Source organism: Yersinia massiliensis CCUG 53443, from assembly GCF_000312485.1.
Lineage (GTDB): Bacteria > Pseudomonadota > Gammaproteobacteria > Enterobacterales > Enterobacteriaceae > Yersinia > Yersinia massiliensis.
Genome location: NZ_HE997651.1, coordinates 67784 through 81252, shown reverse-complemented (window position 1 = coordinate 81252; position 13469 = coordinate 67784). Strand labels below are relative to the sequence as shown.

Below are 13469 nucleotides of genomic sequence, written 5' to 3'. Positions count from 1 at the left end.
AGTGGGGCGATAACGGTTATCTCCCCACTTTTTATATGCTGATGCTTACTTATCTGTGCCTAAAAACATTTTACGCAGATAGTGTGGTACCGCATCATCCGCATTCGAACCGATCACTTCTAAGTTTGGCAGCATGTCTTTTAAACGCTGATGAGCGTCTTGCATAATGCAGCCCTTACCTGACATGGACAGCATTTCTAAGTCATTCATGCCGTCGCCAAAGGCGATGCATTCTTTTAGCGAATAACCGATAATTTTTGCCACTTGCTCGAGAGCGTGGCCTTTAGAGACACCACCGCCCATCACTTCTAAGCAAGTTGGGAAGGAGAAACTGACATTCACGCGATCGCCCCAACGTGCGTTGATGGCCTCTTCCAAAATCAATAACTTGTCATGATCTTCGCAAGTAAAGTAAACCTTGCATACCCCTTCCGTTGGCAGCAACGCCGGTTCAAATACTTGATAGTTAAAGACCGATTCGCGGAAAAATTCTTTCTGCGCAGGACTTTCGCGGTTCATGAACCATTCATCATTCAGATAAACGTTGGTCAAGATATCCGTATTATGGTGTTCAATGTTGTACAAATCGCGGGCAATATCCGCGTCGAGGTTATGGCTGAAAATCAGCTCCCCTGCCGTGTTGTGTACGCGTGCGCCGTTGGAGGTGATCATAAAAGCGCTGATCTCCAAGCTGTCACGGATTTGCGCTACATCGATATGATGACGGCCGGTGGCAAACACAAAGTGCACATCACGCTGAGTCAGCAACTTAAGTGTTTCTTTGGTATATGGCGTCAAAAGGTGGTCAGGTGATAGCAGCGTGCCATCTAAATCGGAAGCAACGACATGATACATAGCGGTATGTTCTAACCTCTGGTGGCGTCGGAACCTTCATGGCCGACTGATGATTGATGTTGCGCAAAAAAGCGCAATATGGCGCTTAACGCCTCGGCACGCAGTGTGTCCCGCTCGAACAGGATCTCATGGCGTGCGCCTTGAATGACCTTAGGCTGCCCCCCTTCGCAAGGGTGCCCCGCCAGCGTCATTGCCTGAGAAAATGCATTCTGGGCCGGGTTATGAACGACCCGATCCTCACTGGCCTGTAATAACAGTACCGGTGTCGTAATTTTGTCTGCCTGCGCAATGATTTGCTCTCCCACCAGCAGACTCTCACGGATCCAATGATAGGTTGGCCCACCTACACGGATTTCAGGTGCGTCGGCGTATTGGCGTAAATAGCGGCGATATCGCTCACGGCTGTGGGTGAGCATATTCACCAAGTAGGGCAGTGGCCGCCATTGCCCTGTCCCTATTGCGTAATAATTACGCAGCGCCTGATGCCGTTCGGTCCAATCGACAATGCGGTGTGCTAGCCAACCCGGCATGGGTAAATGGATACCGAACATCGGCGCACATAATGCGACCGCATCAAATACGTTCGGTTCTCGCGCCAAAAAGCGGGTCAAAATGGCACCGCCCATTGAATGGGCAAGCGCAAACCGATGCTGATAATGACTGCTGGTGATTTCACGCTGAACTAACTGCGCAAAATCCTCAATATAATCATCGAACTTAATCACATGGCCGCGATGGGGATCGTCAAGCATTCGCCCTGATCGGCCCTGCCCACGATGATCCAGCACAATAACATCATAGCCTTGCTGGAACAGATCATAAGCGACTTCAGGATATTTAACGTAACTTTCAATGCGGCCAGGCACCACCACCACCACACTCGTATGTTGCGGCGCACGAAAGCGGACATAACGAATGGGGATATTATCGACCCCAATAAATTCGGCTTCATCCCGCTGCTGCCAGAAATCCAATAATGGCCCATTCACAAAAGCGGCAAACTGCGCTTCGCGATTAAGCCAATGATGCATGTGATTCCCTGATGGCATTTTTTGGTTATCTAATGGCATGTTTGGTTGTCTAACGGCATGGTGTGATTGATTGCATCCTGTCACTGGTGAAAGCTACGATTTTGTGAGCCATAGCACAATGATTAGCAATGGAGTATTGTGACATAAAATGACACGTTCAGGGAACTTTGCCGATGACCTTAGACTGGTGGTTAACCTATCTACTTACAACCCTTATCCTCAGTCTATCGCCCGGTTCTGGTGCCATTAACACCATGAGCACCACCATTAGCCACGGTACGCGCGGGGTCATTGCCTCAATTTGTGGCTTACAACTGGGGCTGGCTGTGCATATTGTACTGGTTGGCGTGGGCCTTGGCGCCCTCATTTCACAGTCCCTGCTCGCATTTGAAATATTAAAATGGCTGGGGGCGGCCTACTTAATCTGGCTAGGTATTCAGCAATGGCGAGCCGCTGGCGCACTGGATTTACATGCACTGGCCAATAGCATGCCTCGGCGAAAGCTGTTTAAGCGGGCTGTCTTTGTGAACCTGACCAACCCCAAAAGCATTGTTTTTCTGGCGGCGTTGTTTCCGCAGTTTGTTTTGCCGCATCAACCACAAGTCGCACAATACTTGATTCTCGGCAGTACTAGCGTGATCGTCGATATCATTGTGATGATTGGTTATGCCACCCTCGCCACACGTATTGCTGGCTGGATAAAATCACCCCATCAAATGAAATTGTTAAACCGCATCTTTGGTGGCTTATTCATGCTGATCGGCGCGCTATTAGCGACCGCCAGAAAAGTGTAAAGCACCGCTCAAAGTATGATGCCCCAACCGGTAAAAACCACTGATTGGGGCATTTTCGGCGCGATATTCATTAGCGGGAAAGGATAAGGTGGATACCAAAACCGGCGAACAATACCCCCGCCAGCCCATCAATCCATTTAGATAACCGCTGATAGCCTCGGCGCATGACCGGTAGAGCAAACACGCAAGCCACCACGCTGAACCAGATAAAAGTCTCAGCCACGATGAGCACGAACAAGCCCCAACGCACACTGGCACTGACATCATCGCCCACAAAAAGTGAGAACACGCTGCCGAAATAGATAACGGCTTTCGGGTTCGAAAGATTGGTCAGGAAACCCCGCAGGAAAGTCCGTCCACGAGCGGGCAGCTCTACTAGCTCGCCGCTTTCGGTCCCATGGCGTTTGGCTCGAGCAGACTTCAGCAGTTGCCAACCCATCCAGCACAGATATAGCCCGCCGCCAACCATGATAATTTGATGCAACCACGCCATTTTCTGCAAAATAAGATTCAGCCCCATGAGGGCCACTCCCGCCCAGACCACGATGCCAAGGGAAATCCCTATCACGCCTTTCATCGCTTCACTACGTGATCGACTCGCGGCCGTTTGCGAGACAAAAAAGAAGTCAGGACCAGGACTCATTAGTGCGACCAAGTGAACCAGTGCAACGGTCAGAAATAGCATTAGCATGGAGAGACTCTCATGACAGTAAAAATGGGGCGTTAATCATCGTTGTTGTCCACATGGTCGCGGATCATCGCCATAAACGGTGCACCAAAGCGCTCCAGTTTACGTTGCCCGACGCCATTGACACTCAACAGTTCGCTGGCCGTTATCGGCATCTGTTCTGCCATCTCCAGCAAGGTGGCGTCATTAAATACGACATAAGGCGGAATGTTGCCTTCGTCAGCAATAGATTTGCGCAGCTTACGCAATTTGGCAAACAATTTACGGTCGTAATTGCCACCATAGGATTTCTGATTGGCACTGCTGCGCACTTTCAAACTTTGAATGCGCGGCACAGCCAATTGTAACGGCAATTCAGCTCGCAAGACCGGACGCGCGGCCTCGGTCAGTTGTAAGGCAGAAAACTGCGCAATGTTCTGACTCAATAACCCCAGATGAACCAGTTGGCGTAAGACGCTCACCCAGTGTTCGTGGCTTTGCTCACGGCCTAGGCCATAGACCGACAGTTTGTCATGGCCGAATTCGCGGATACGTTGGTTATTCGCCCCACGCAATACCTCGACGATATACCCGAGACCAAAACGCTGACCGACCCGATACACGCAGGAAAGCGCTTTTTGTGCATCGGCCAATCCATCGTAGCGCTTAGGAGGATCAAGGCAGATATCGCAGTTACCGCATGATTGCTGTTTGCCCTCACCAAAATAGTTGAGCAACACCAGCCGACGACAGGTTTGTGCTTCAGCAAACGCGCCCATGGCATTTAATTTATGCCGCTCGATATCTTGCTGTGCACCCGCGGGTTTTTCTTCCAGACAGCGGCGTAACCACGCCATGTCTGCCGGGTCATACAGCAGCATTGCCTCGGCTGGTAAGCCATCACGCCCTGCACGCCCTGTTTCTTGATAATACGATTCAATGGTGCGCGGGATATCAAAATGCACCACAAAACGGACATTGGGCTTATTAATCCCCATGCCAAAAGCGACCGTCGCCACCACCACTTGCAAGTCATCACGCTGAAAAGCCTCTTGCACCTGTGCTCGCCGTTCGTTATCCAACCCTGCGTGGTAGGCAGCAACGCTAAGTCCGCGACTTTGCAAACGGGCAGTGGTGTCTTCCACTTTCGCGCGGCTATTGCAGTAAATAATGCCACTTTTGCCACGTTGGTCTTGGACAAAACGCCAGAGTTGATCGAGCGGTTTAAACTTCTCCACCAAGGTATAGCGGATATTGGGCCGGTCGAAACTGCTGACCTGAATTAATGGCTGGTCCAGATTGAGCAAACGCACAATATCACCACGCGTCGCTTCATCAGCGGTGGCGGTCAGTGCAACGACCGGTAAATTCGGGAAACGGTGCTTCAATTGCCCAAGGGCGCGGTACTCAGGGCGGAAATCATGCCCCCACTGGGAGATGCAATGTGCCTCATCTACCGCCAACAACGCAGGACGCCATTGATGCAGTTGATCGAGGAAACTTTCCATCACTAGCCGTTCAGGGGCGATATACAGCAGCTTAATTTGACCCGTGCGGCAGCCATCCATCACCGCCAATTGTTGTTCGCGCGTTTGAGATGAGTTTAAGCACCCCGCACCAACACCGTAGGCGAGCAGTTGGTCAACTTGGTCTTTCATCAGAGAGATTAAGGGCGAAACGACGAGCGTTAGCCCGTCGGTTACCAGTGCCGGAATCTGATAACACAAGGATTTCCCCCCGCCAGTGGGCATCACGACCAGACAGTCTTGCCCTGATAAAGTGGCGTTGATAATTTCTTGTTGTCCGGGCCGGAACTGCTGATAGCCGAAAGTATCTCGCAAAACTTGCACTGCCAGTAATTCCCGATTTATCACTGCTGCGGTCGACACACTGTTCCCCAACTATAAGATCTGCACAGGCCGGTTAACCGGCCTGTGTCTGAAACTTTTCTAACGCCGGATGACGTTAAAGGACATCGTTCAACATGATACCCACACCCACCCGTGTTTGCCTAAAGTTATAGTCAATCATTGACTCACCATAGCCACTAAATACTTGGGTGTAGAAGCGAACATGACGCGTGATGGGATAGCTCCAACCCATTTCCGCGCCACCGAAACCGGTATTCCAGTTATAGTGACCATCGATGCTGAATACGCTGTCGCCCAAGGCGTAACCCACTTTCAGGCGATAATAACCCATATATTTATTGATATCGGGGTTGTCATCTTTCTCATCATTTTCGGGTAGGCGGTACCAAGGTTTCAGGTCAATCTCTAAATTACCGCGCTGTGCCATCACGCGAGTATAGATCCGATCCCAGCTACGTGAAGTCGGGTCTGCCTTACCGTTAGATTGGTGATTGTAACCAAACTCCACTTCACGGAACGTCCAACCTGCCACTTCATAATCCGTGGCCCATGCCAAGAATAGCTGTGGTTCATAGTTGGTTTCACGGAATGGCGAGGACTCATCGCTATTGGACGCCTGCCACCAAGAACGTTGAGTATAAGACGCGCCCAGTAACGAGTTATCACCGAGAATACCGCGCCAAATAGGGAAGCCTAAGCTCAACTGAAATTTAACTTCATCTTTCTTGGCATGTTCAGCCCAATCATAAGAGCTAATCGCTTCTTTATTGATATCGCTGGTATAGGTATATAACAAATAGTTTGTTTCATACGGATAAAGCAGGAATGGATTATCGTGATCCTGCAACATTGCAGCGATAATACTGCCGCGGACTTCCGGTGCATCATGAATTTTCTCAACCTTCGCAGGTTCCGCCTGTACTAATGTTGGAACTAGTAATAACCCAATTAATATCCGCAAAAATCTACCCATTATCATCCCCCTATCCCTTTACGAATCATTTCTATTTGTAATGAAAACAGCTCATTCTACACACAAATGTTATGTGGTTTTAGTATTGTTTAGATTTATGAGTTAATGACTGGAAAGCAACGAAATAGGCGCATAAAATAAACAATCAGTTAACTTATTACCGATGTTACCCAAAGGTAGTATCGAAGAGAATCGCACGCAATGTCTGTCACTCCCTTAACATTAGATGAAGCTCGCCAGATGATTGGTGAAGTTTTTGTATATCACATGCCCTTTAACCGTGAGTTAGGGCTGCAGTTAACCCGCTTCGAGCAAGATTACGCAGAAATCACTTTCGATAATCATGACAAACTGGTGGGTAATATCGCGCAACGTATTTTGCACGGTGGTGTTATCGCCGCAGTGCTGGATGTTGCGGCGGGATTAGTTTGTGTCGGCAATAGTTTGGTCCGTCATGAACCGCTGATTAAAGAACAATTACAAATGAAATTAGCCAAAATGGGGACCATTGACCTGCGTGTCGACTATCTGCGCCCGGGCCGTGGTGAGCATTTTATCGCCAGCAGCAGTATTTTACGCAGTGGCAATAAGGTCTCTGTTGCCCGTGTTGAGCTGCACAATGACCAACAAATGCATATTGCCAGCGCAACGGCGACCTATCTGGTAGGCTAATTCGCTTTTCAGCGGTGATGATTCGTAGGCTGAAGTTGAGTACACTCACCGCATCTCCTTTCTTGTTCTGAGCCACATCATGGATAAACAACGAACACGTCAGGGCATCTTTTTTGCTCTGGCTGCCTATTTTATTTGGGGTATTGCCCCTGCCTATTTCAAGTTCATCCAAGAAGTGCCGGCAGATGAAATTTTGACCCATCGCATCATTTGGTCATTTTTCTTTATGCTGATTCTGCTGACGGTTAGCAGAAATTGGCCACAAGTCCGCAGTGCCTTTCGGCATGGTAAACGGGTGCTATTACTGGCGGTGACGGCGGTATTGATCGCCAGTAACTGGCTCATCTTTATCTGGGCGGTGAACAATAATCACATGCTGGAAGCCAGCTTGGGCTATTTCATCAACCCGCTGGTGAATGTGCTATTTGGTATGCTATTTCTTGGCGAGCGCTTTCGCCGCATGCAGTGGGTTGCCGTGTCATTAGCATTTGGTGGTGTGTTGATCCAACTGTGGCAGTTTGGCTCACTGCCCGTGATTGGGCTAAGTTTGGCGATCACCTTCGCGTTATATGGTTTGATACGCAAAAAACTGGGGGTTGATGCCCAAACAGGCATGTTGATTGAAACCATGTGGCTATTGCCGGTCGCGGCAATTTATCTGTTCTTTATTGCCGATAGCCCAACCAGTCACATGGGTGCCAATGCTTGGTCACTGAATGTGCTGTTGGCCGCTGCTGGGGTGATCACCACAATCCCACTACTGTTCTTCACCGCCGCCGCCACGCGCTTAAAGCTGTCGACGCTGGGCTTCTTCCAGTATCTCGGGCCGACATTGATGTTTATTTTGGCTGTCACGTTTTACGGTGAGACGGTTGGCAGTGACAAGATGGTGACGTTCGCCTGTATCTGGGCGGCTCTGCTGTTGTTCACGCTGGATGCACTCTACACCCAACGTAGAAGTCGCCACTCATAAAGCAAAACGCCCGTTGACGTAATCAGCGGGCGTTTTGTATTGGCGCCATCGTGGGGATGGTTTGTAGCCAATGAGATGTTTATAGCCAATTGGACGCTTTTAGCCAATAGAAAGCTTATAGCCAGTTTTTGCGTTTGAAATAGAGATACGGCGCTAGGCCGGCAATAATCATCAAACTGATCGCCCCTGGGTAACCAAATGACCAACGCAATTCCGGCATAAACTCAAAGTTCATCCCGTAGCTAGAAGCCACTAGCGTCGGCGGCAGAAAGACCACCGAGACCACCGAGAAGATCTTGATGATGCGGTTCTGCTCGATATTGATAAAGCCCATTGCGGCCTGCATCAAGAAGTTAACTTTCTGGAACAAGGATTCATTGTGGGGCAGCAAGGATTCGATATCTCGCAGAACCTCACGCGCTTGCTCCAACTGGCCACTCGGTAAGCGGGCTTTACGCACCAAGAAATTCAGCGCTCGCTGGGTATCCATCAGACACAATCGTACTTTCCAGCCGATATCTTCCTGCTCTGCCAACGTAGACAGCGCGGCATCATATTCATCGCCCTGCTGTCCTTCCATAATGACACGGCTTAACGCTTCCAAATCGCTGTAAATGTTCTCGATTTCGTCGGCTAGCTGTTCAATTTTGGTTTCGAACAAATCCAGCAGTAACTCGTAGGCATTACCGTCCACCAATGTCTGGTTACGGGCACGCATGCGATACAAACGAAAAGCCGGTAATTCACGTTCACGCAAGGTATACAGGCGACCATCACGAATAGTAAAAGCCACTGTTGAGTTGCCAGCGTGGTCTTCCGCATCTTCGTAATAGAAGAAGGAGTGGATATGCAGGCCGTCCTCATCTTCAAAGAACCGCGCAGAGGCTTCGATATCATCCAGCTCGGGGCGGGTCGCCAAGCTCTGCCCTAACTCACACTGGACACGCTCACGCTCTCCCTCTTCTGGCTCGACTAAATCAACCCAAAGTGAGGTGGTCAGATCATCTGATTCATCCAGCTCCAAACGGGATAAGCGATTGTTACTTAATTTAAATGCGCTCAGCATGTGCCAAAACTCCCTTAGGGTGTTGGATAGGGATAACGCATTGAAGCACAGAAACACGTCGGTATTGCGAAATACTCTATGTTTCAGACCATAAGGAGATCTGACTCACAGCGACAGCTTAGGGGGTCGCTGACAACCACGAAGGCTATCAGCAGAAGGAGGATAGCCTTAGAAGTTGCACCTGATGCACAGATTATTGAGCCAGTATCTACTGGGTGTGTCCAAGGCGAATGTCCTCATCAAGAATAGTGCGCGCATGTTACGCCGAGAAGAAAAAGACTGTCAACAGAGTGTTAGGAATTCTGCCCCGTTCATACTGATATTGCTGAACATCACGGCCGCTCGACGGTAATAGGGGCCGGAATAAGCGACCCCGTTCAGAAAAACTTGGCATGGCCGTCACAAAAAATTAATGGGAAGTTAGGGGGAAAAGTACGCAGGCCTGATGTTAAGGTTTCACGCCAGTCATAATACTGAAATCGCTAAACACAGGTAATATTTCGATATCGCAAAAGCCTGCCATCTCAAGCAGTTTGTTTATTTCTGAGCGAGAATATTTCTTTCCTTGGCTCCAACTCAACATCGTGACATTAAATCCTGCGACCGTCAGTGGCCCCGGCGCATCATCATTGAATAACATTTCATGAATAATCATCCGCCCCCCATGAGGTAAGGCATCGTAACTTTTTTGGATCAGGAAGATGACTTTCTGCTCAGGCCAATCATGAAATACGTTGGAATAAAAATGAATGTCAGCGTCTGGAAATGGCTCAGACCACATATCGCCAATATGAATTGAGATATTCTTTTCTAATCCATAGGATTTGATCACCTTCGCCGCCACGCGACTGACCTCGGCAATATCATGAATAATCCCGCGAAGGTGCGGCCAACGGGTCACGGCACCAATAGAATGTGCACCTGAACCACCACCAATATCTAACATACAATGGTAATCAGCTAAATTTAGCTTATCCGGCCACACGCTGGCAGCCCCGATACTGAGTCCATGCATGGCGTGGGTGAAAGCCTCTGCCTTTTCAGCGTTATAGAGACTTTCTTCAAATAATGTCGTTTCTTGATTAACTGGGGTATCAGTTTCTCTCATCACCTTTTCTAGATGTATCAAAGAAAAGTTATCGCTCGTGGTATAAATTAAGTCCCACGCATCACCGCAATAGTTTGGGCTTTTCTTAAGTAAAAACTCTTCGGCTAACATTGTTAATTTGTAGACGTTATTTTCAATTTTGACCAGATCCAAGGCGCGAATAACCTCCATCATGGCTTTGGCTGCCCTGCTTTTTATACTCAAAAATGCACAAACATCTGATAGCCCTTTATTTCCTTTAGCGATGTGTTCAAAAACACCAAAATGATGTGCGAGTATTGCGATTGGGTATAAATATAAACCGGTGATAATACTCATTAGCGGTTTACCATCACATTGTACTTTCTTAATCATTCTCGTCATATCATCCTCACAATAATAGTCGTTGAATGAATTTACTTTCGTCTATTTACAATTACGCACTAAAACTATACTCACATCGCGACTATCTGAGCTTTATTGTTTTTTATTTGAATGATGATCAAAAAAAACCGAAGCCATCGCTGACTTCGGTTTTGCGTATCCTGCATTACTATTTAGTCGATTATTACGCCAAATTCATATACAGGCTTTCCCATTGGTGTTGGTAAGAATATTAGCGTTTTATTTTTTTAAACTGTCTGGTCGTGTCCGTCAGTGCAATCTCTGTCGGTAACCGTTCCATTGAACTGGCACCGTAGAAACCATCACATTGCGGGCAGTTATCCATAATATATTGGGCATCTTCAGGTGTAGAGATAGGTCCGCCGTGACACAACACAATCACATCGTCACGTACCGCTTTGGCTGCTGCAGCCCATTCGTTAATCAAAGGTACGCAATCCGCGAGTTTGAGCGCGGTATCTGCACCAATATTGCCGCCCGTGGTCAAGCCCATATGAGGAACAATAATATCGGCACCGGCTTGCGTCATGGCAACAGCATCTGCGGCACTAAAAACATAGGGTGTCGTCAGCAAATCTTTTTCATGAGCCAGACGGATCATGTCCACTTCCAAGCCGTAACCCATGCCGGTTTCCTCCAGATTGGCACGGAAGTTACCGTCGATTAAACCGACTGTAGGGAAGTTCTGTACGCCAGAAAAACCCAAGTCTTTCAGTTGGTCGAGGAAGTGGTCAAATTGGCAGAATGGATCAGTACCATTCACCCCTGCCAGCACTGGCGTATTTTTCACTACCGGCAGCACTTCTTTGGCCATATCGACCACAATGTCATTGGCGTTGCCGTAGGCCAACAATCCGGCCAGCGAACCGCGGCCCGCCATACGATAGCGGCCTGAGTTATAAATAACGATGAGATCAATTCCACCAGCCTCTTCACACTTGGCCGATAGCCCTGTTCCCGCACCGCCACCAATAATAGGTTCACGGCGAGCGATCATTTCCCGAAATTTGGCCAAGATGGCCTGGCGTTGAAATTTTGGCATCTGCTTCTCCACATTAAACTGGCCCTATAAGGACGGGCTCTTCGTAATTTCTTTAAAGTTCTCTACCGCTGCTTGTGCGAACTGAGGGTCATTAATATTGTACGGATAACGAACCAAGCGGCGTTTATCAGTCTGAATGACGGTTTCTTCCAGCGTATGGATAAAGGCATTCAGCGCCTTTTCATCCCAGAAAATTTGGCCCGGTGCATCCAGTGCAGAGAACCCCCCTTCGGGGATTAAGAAGCGTACCTCTCCTTGGCAACGATTTAGCTTCTCGCCAATCCAGCGTGCCATTTGAATATTTTCTTGCTCGGTGGTGCGCATCAGCGTGACCTGCGCATTGTGCTTATAGAACAGGCGGTCGGCATATTTAGCCGGAATGGTGGTTGGGCTACCGAAGTTAACCATATCCAACGCACCGCAAGACCCGACGTAAGGAATCTCACTATGGGCAATGGCATCGAAGCGATCTGGGCCACACGCCAATACGCCATCAAATAACAGGTCGCAGACTTCTGTCGTCGTGAGATCAAGGGCGCCCGCCAGCAAGCCACTTTCAGCCAGTTTTTCCATGGCTTTGCCGCCGCTGCCTGTCGCGTGGAAAACGAGACAATCATAGTCTGCTGATAATGCAGCACTGACCGCCTGAATACAGGGAGTGGTCACACCGAACATGGTCAAGCCCAGTGCCGGTTTGTCCTCGACTGGCGACTCTTCTTTGGCGAAATAAACCGCGCCCGCAATTTGGTGAGCGGCGTTGCTCAATACCCGCCGAGAGATACGATTTAGCCCCGCGATGTCAGTTACGGAATACATCATGGCAATATCGCTGGCACCGATGTAACCAGAAACATCACCGGACGCCATGGTTGAAACCATTAGCTTAGGAATACCGATAGGTAAGCTTTGCATTGCCGGCGTGACCAGCGCCGTCCCGCCGGAGCCCCCCAATCCCAAAAGAGCGGCGATATCATCACGGCTGGCAATGAACCGTTCGAAAGCGGTCGCCATGGCACTGATCGCCCGACCTCTATCACCACAAAATACCGCCTGACGCCCCTCTGGGTGATAGCTTGCCACCGTCTCAGCCGTGATATCCGCGCCACCGTCGCGTATGCCTTCTTTCGTCGATAAATCAACCGTAACGGTCGTTAACCCTGTGGCTTTAATCAATGCGCTGACATAGGCCAGCTCTTCGCCTTTGGTATCTGTGGTAGTCGCGATAAAAATATGACGAGGCATCTAAACATCCTTCTATGAATGCGGAATGTCGCAAAAATGGTCAGCAGCTCACTTTATTTGGACGCTTATTCTTTTACTTACCGACGAACGATTATTGAGTGACAGATCATTATTTAGTGACGAACAAAGCAGCGAACTGGTTAAGATGGAGTCATATTGAGACTAGCGTATCATTTCTGCAAAGCCCAATGAACAAATATGAGACTACAGTCTCAAAATTAATGTTCACGTGAAAGGCTTTCATAGAGATTTGTGCAGGCGGTTTGTTATAGTGGGCCCAAAGACGATCTGTAGATTCTGGAGTGACCGTGAAACATCAGGATAAGCAAGACAACGCCTCTCCACCCTTAACTGGCACCAAGGCCAGAACCCAGCGGTTACTGATCGATACTGCAATGGCGATGTATGAACAAGGCGCATTTCCGTCGATCACCGAGGTCGCCATTGCTGCCCAGCTTTCCCGAGCGACGGCCTATCGCTATTTTCCGACGCAAAGTGCACTGGTTTCGGCCATGGTCGATGAGAGTCTCGGCCCCATATTGGCATGGCAACCGACACAACCGGATGCAAGGCAGCGCATTGCTGAATTACTCTCTTTTGCCTATCCGCGCATGTTGCAACATGAAGGTGTGTTACGTGCCGCACTGCATTTGTCATTGCAACAATGGGCTGATAACAGAAGTAATCCGAATAATGAAGAGAAGTTGGTCCGTGGCAACCGTAAGCGGTTGTTAAAAATGGCGGTCGAGCCATTGGAAGGGAAATTGTCGCCGGAAGCTTTGCAACGGGTA

The 13469-nt window shown here is 49.0% G+C and carries 13 protein-coding genes; 4 read left to right on the top strand and 9 right to left on the bottom strand.

Going from position 1 to position 13469, the window contains the following annotated elements; genetic code table 11:
- Positions 1–45: 45 nt before the first annotated feature.
- Both yigL and pldB read right to left on the bottom strand, forming a co-directional pair.
- Positions 46–855 (bottom strand): sugar/pyridoxal phosphate phosphatase YigL, encoded by an 810-nt coding sequence (yigL, locus tag BN68_RS21125; RefSeq protein WP_019213176.1) that lies wholly within the window; start codon positions 853–855, stop codon positions 46–48.
- An 11-nt stretch (positions 856–866) separates the two neighbouring features.
- Positions 867–1904: a lysophospholipase L2 gene (pldB, locus tag BN68_RS21120; protein ID WP_042807073.1), complete on the bottom strand. Its 1038-nt coding sequence runs from the start codon at positions 1902–1904 to the stop codon at positions 867–869.
- 155 nt (positions 1905–2059) lie between these two features.
- Between pldB and rhtB the strand changes: the two genes are divergently transcribed.
- Positions 2060–2680, top strand: a complete 621-nt coding sequence (gene rhtB / locus BN68_RS21115) for a homoserine/homoserine lactone efflux protein (protein ID WP_019213174.1) — start codon at positions 2060–2062, stop codon at positions 2678–2680.
- A gap of 70 nt (positions 2681–2750) precedes the next feature.
- Here the strand turns inward: rhtB and rhtC are convergent, their stop codons facing one another.
- The 3 genes from rhtC to pldA all read right to left on the bottom strand — a co-directional run bounded on the left by rhtC (position 2751) and on the right by pldA (position 6191).
- Positions 2751–3371: a threonine export protein RhtC gene (gene rhtC, locus BN68_RS21110; protein WP_019213173.1), complete on the bottom strand. Its 621-nt coding sequence runs from the start codon at positions 3369–3371 to the stop codon at positions 2751–2753.
- A 32-nt stretch (positions 3372–3403) separates the two neighbouring features.
- On the bottom strand, positions 3404–5236 hold the full coding sequence (recQ, locus tag BN68_RS21105; RefSeq protein ID WP_019213172.1) for an ATP-dependent DNA helicase RecQ: 1833 nt from the start codon (positions 5234–5236) through the stop codon (positions 3404–3406).
- Between the two features lie 76 nt (positions 5237–5312).
- Positions 5313–6191 carry a phospholipase A gene (gene pldA / locus BN68_RS21100; protein ID WP_019213171.1) on the bottom strand — a complete coding sequence of 293 codons (879 nt, stop codon included), beginning with the start codon at positions 6189–6191 and terminating at the stop codon, positions 5313–5315.
- 201 nt (positions 6192–6392) lie between these two features.
- Here pldA and BN68_RS21095 point away from each other — a divergent pair, with 201 nt between their 5' ends.
- The gene (locus tag BN68_RS21095; protein WP_019213170.1) at positions 6393–6863 is read left to right on the top strand and encodes a thioesterase family protein; all 471 of its coding nucleotides are present in this window, start codon (positions 6393–6395) and stop codon (positions 6861–6863) included.
- 79 nt (positions 6864–6942) lie between these two features.
- The gene (rarD, locus tag BN68_RS21090; RefSeq protein ID WP_019213169.1) at positions 6943–7836 is read left to right on the top strand and encodes an EamA family transporter RarD; all 894 of its coding nucleotides are present in this window, start codon (positions 6943–6945) and stop codon (positions 7834–7836) included.
- 115 nt (positions 7837–7951) lie between these two features.
- On the opposite strand, the gene corA is transcribed toward rarD, so the two are convergent.
- The 4 genes from corA to BN68_RS21070 all read right to left on the bottom strand — a co-directional run bounded on the left by corA (position 7952) and on the right by BN68_RS21070 (position 12678).
- Positions 7952–8902 carry a magnesium/cobalt transporter CorA gene (gene corA, locus BN68_RS21085; RefSeq protein WP_019213168.1) on the bottom strand — a complete coding sequence of 317 codons (951 nt, stop codon included), beginning with the start codon at positions 8900–8902 and terminating at the stop codon, positions 7952–7954.
- A gap of 448 nt (positions 8903–9350) precedes the next feature.
- A complete protein-coding gene (locus BN68_RS21080; protein ID WP_019213167.1) occupies positions 9351–10364 on the bottom strand; it encodes a methyltransferase in 1014 nt (337 codons plus the stop codon).
- Positions 10365–10605: 241 nt separating this feature from the next.
- Entirely contained in the window at positions 10606–11436 is an 831-nt protein-coding gene (locus BN68_RS21075; protein WP_019213166.1) for a phosphoenolpyruvate hydrolase family protein, read from the bottom strand.
- 24 nt (positions 11437–11460) lie between these two features.
- Positions 11461–12678, bottom strand: a complete 1218-nt coding sequence (locus BN68_RS21070; protein ID WP_019213165.1) for a Tm-1-like ATP-binding domain-containing protein — start codon at positions 12676–12678, stop codon at positions 11461–11463.
- A 308-nt stretch (positions 12679–12986) separates the two neighbouring features.
- Here BN68_RS21070 and BN68_RS21065 point away from each other — a divergent pair.
- Positions 12987–13469, top strand: a 483-nt coding sequence (locus BN68_RS21065; protein WP_019213164.1) for a TetR/AcrR family transcriptional regulator, incomplete at its 3' end; no start/stop codon positions are given.

What these genes read in the sequence shown, in the direction of transcription:
- yigL (WP_019213176.1), bottom strand. Translation starts at nt 855, where the DNA reads ATGTATCATGTCGTTGCTTCCGATTTAGATGGCACGCTGCTATCACCT.
- pldB (WP_042807073.1), bottom strand. Translation starts at nt 1,904, where the DNA reads ATGCCATCAGGGAATCACATGCATCATTGGCTTAATCGCGAAGCGCAG.
- rhtB (WP_019213174.1), top strand. Translation starts at nt 2,060, where the DNA reads ATGACCTTAGACTGGTGGTTAACCTATCTACTTACAACCCTTATCCTC.
- rhtC (WP_019213173.1), bottom strand. Translation starts at nt 3,371, where the DNA reads ATGCTAATGCTATTTCTGACCGTTGCACTGGTTCACTTGGTCGCACTA.
- pldA (WP_019213171.1), bottom strand. Translation starts at nt 6,191, where the DNA reads ATGGGTAGATTTTTGCGGATATTAATTGGGTTATTACTAGTTCCAACA.
- BN68_RS21095 (WP_019213170.1), top strand. Translation starts at nt 6,393, where the DNA reads ATGTCTGTCACTCCCTTAACATTAGATGAAGCTCGCCAGATGATTGGT.
- rarD (WP_019213169.1), top strand. Translation starts at nt 6,943, where the DNA reads ATGGATAAACAACGAACACGTCAGGGCATCTTTTTTGCTCTGGCTGCC.
- corA (WP_019213168.1), bottom strand. Translation starts at nt 8,902, where the DNA reads ATGCTGAGCGCATTTAAATTAAGTAACAATCGCTTATCCCGTTTGGAG.
- BN68_RS21080 (WP_019213167.1), bottom strand. Translation starts at nt 10,364, where the DNA reads ATGATTAAGAAAGTACAATGTGATGGTAAACCGCTAATGAGTATTATC.
- BN68_RS21075 (WP_019213166.1), bottom strand. Translation starts at nt 11,436, where the DNA reads ATGCCAAAATTTCAACGCCAGGCCATCTTGGCCAAATTTCGGGAAATG.
- BN68_RS21070 (WP_019213165.1), bottom strand. Translation starts at nt 12,678, where the DNA reads ATGCCTCGTCATATTTTTATCGCGACTACCACAGATACCAAAGGCGAA.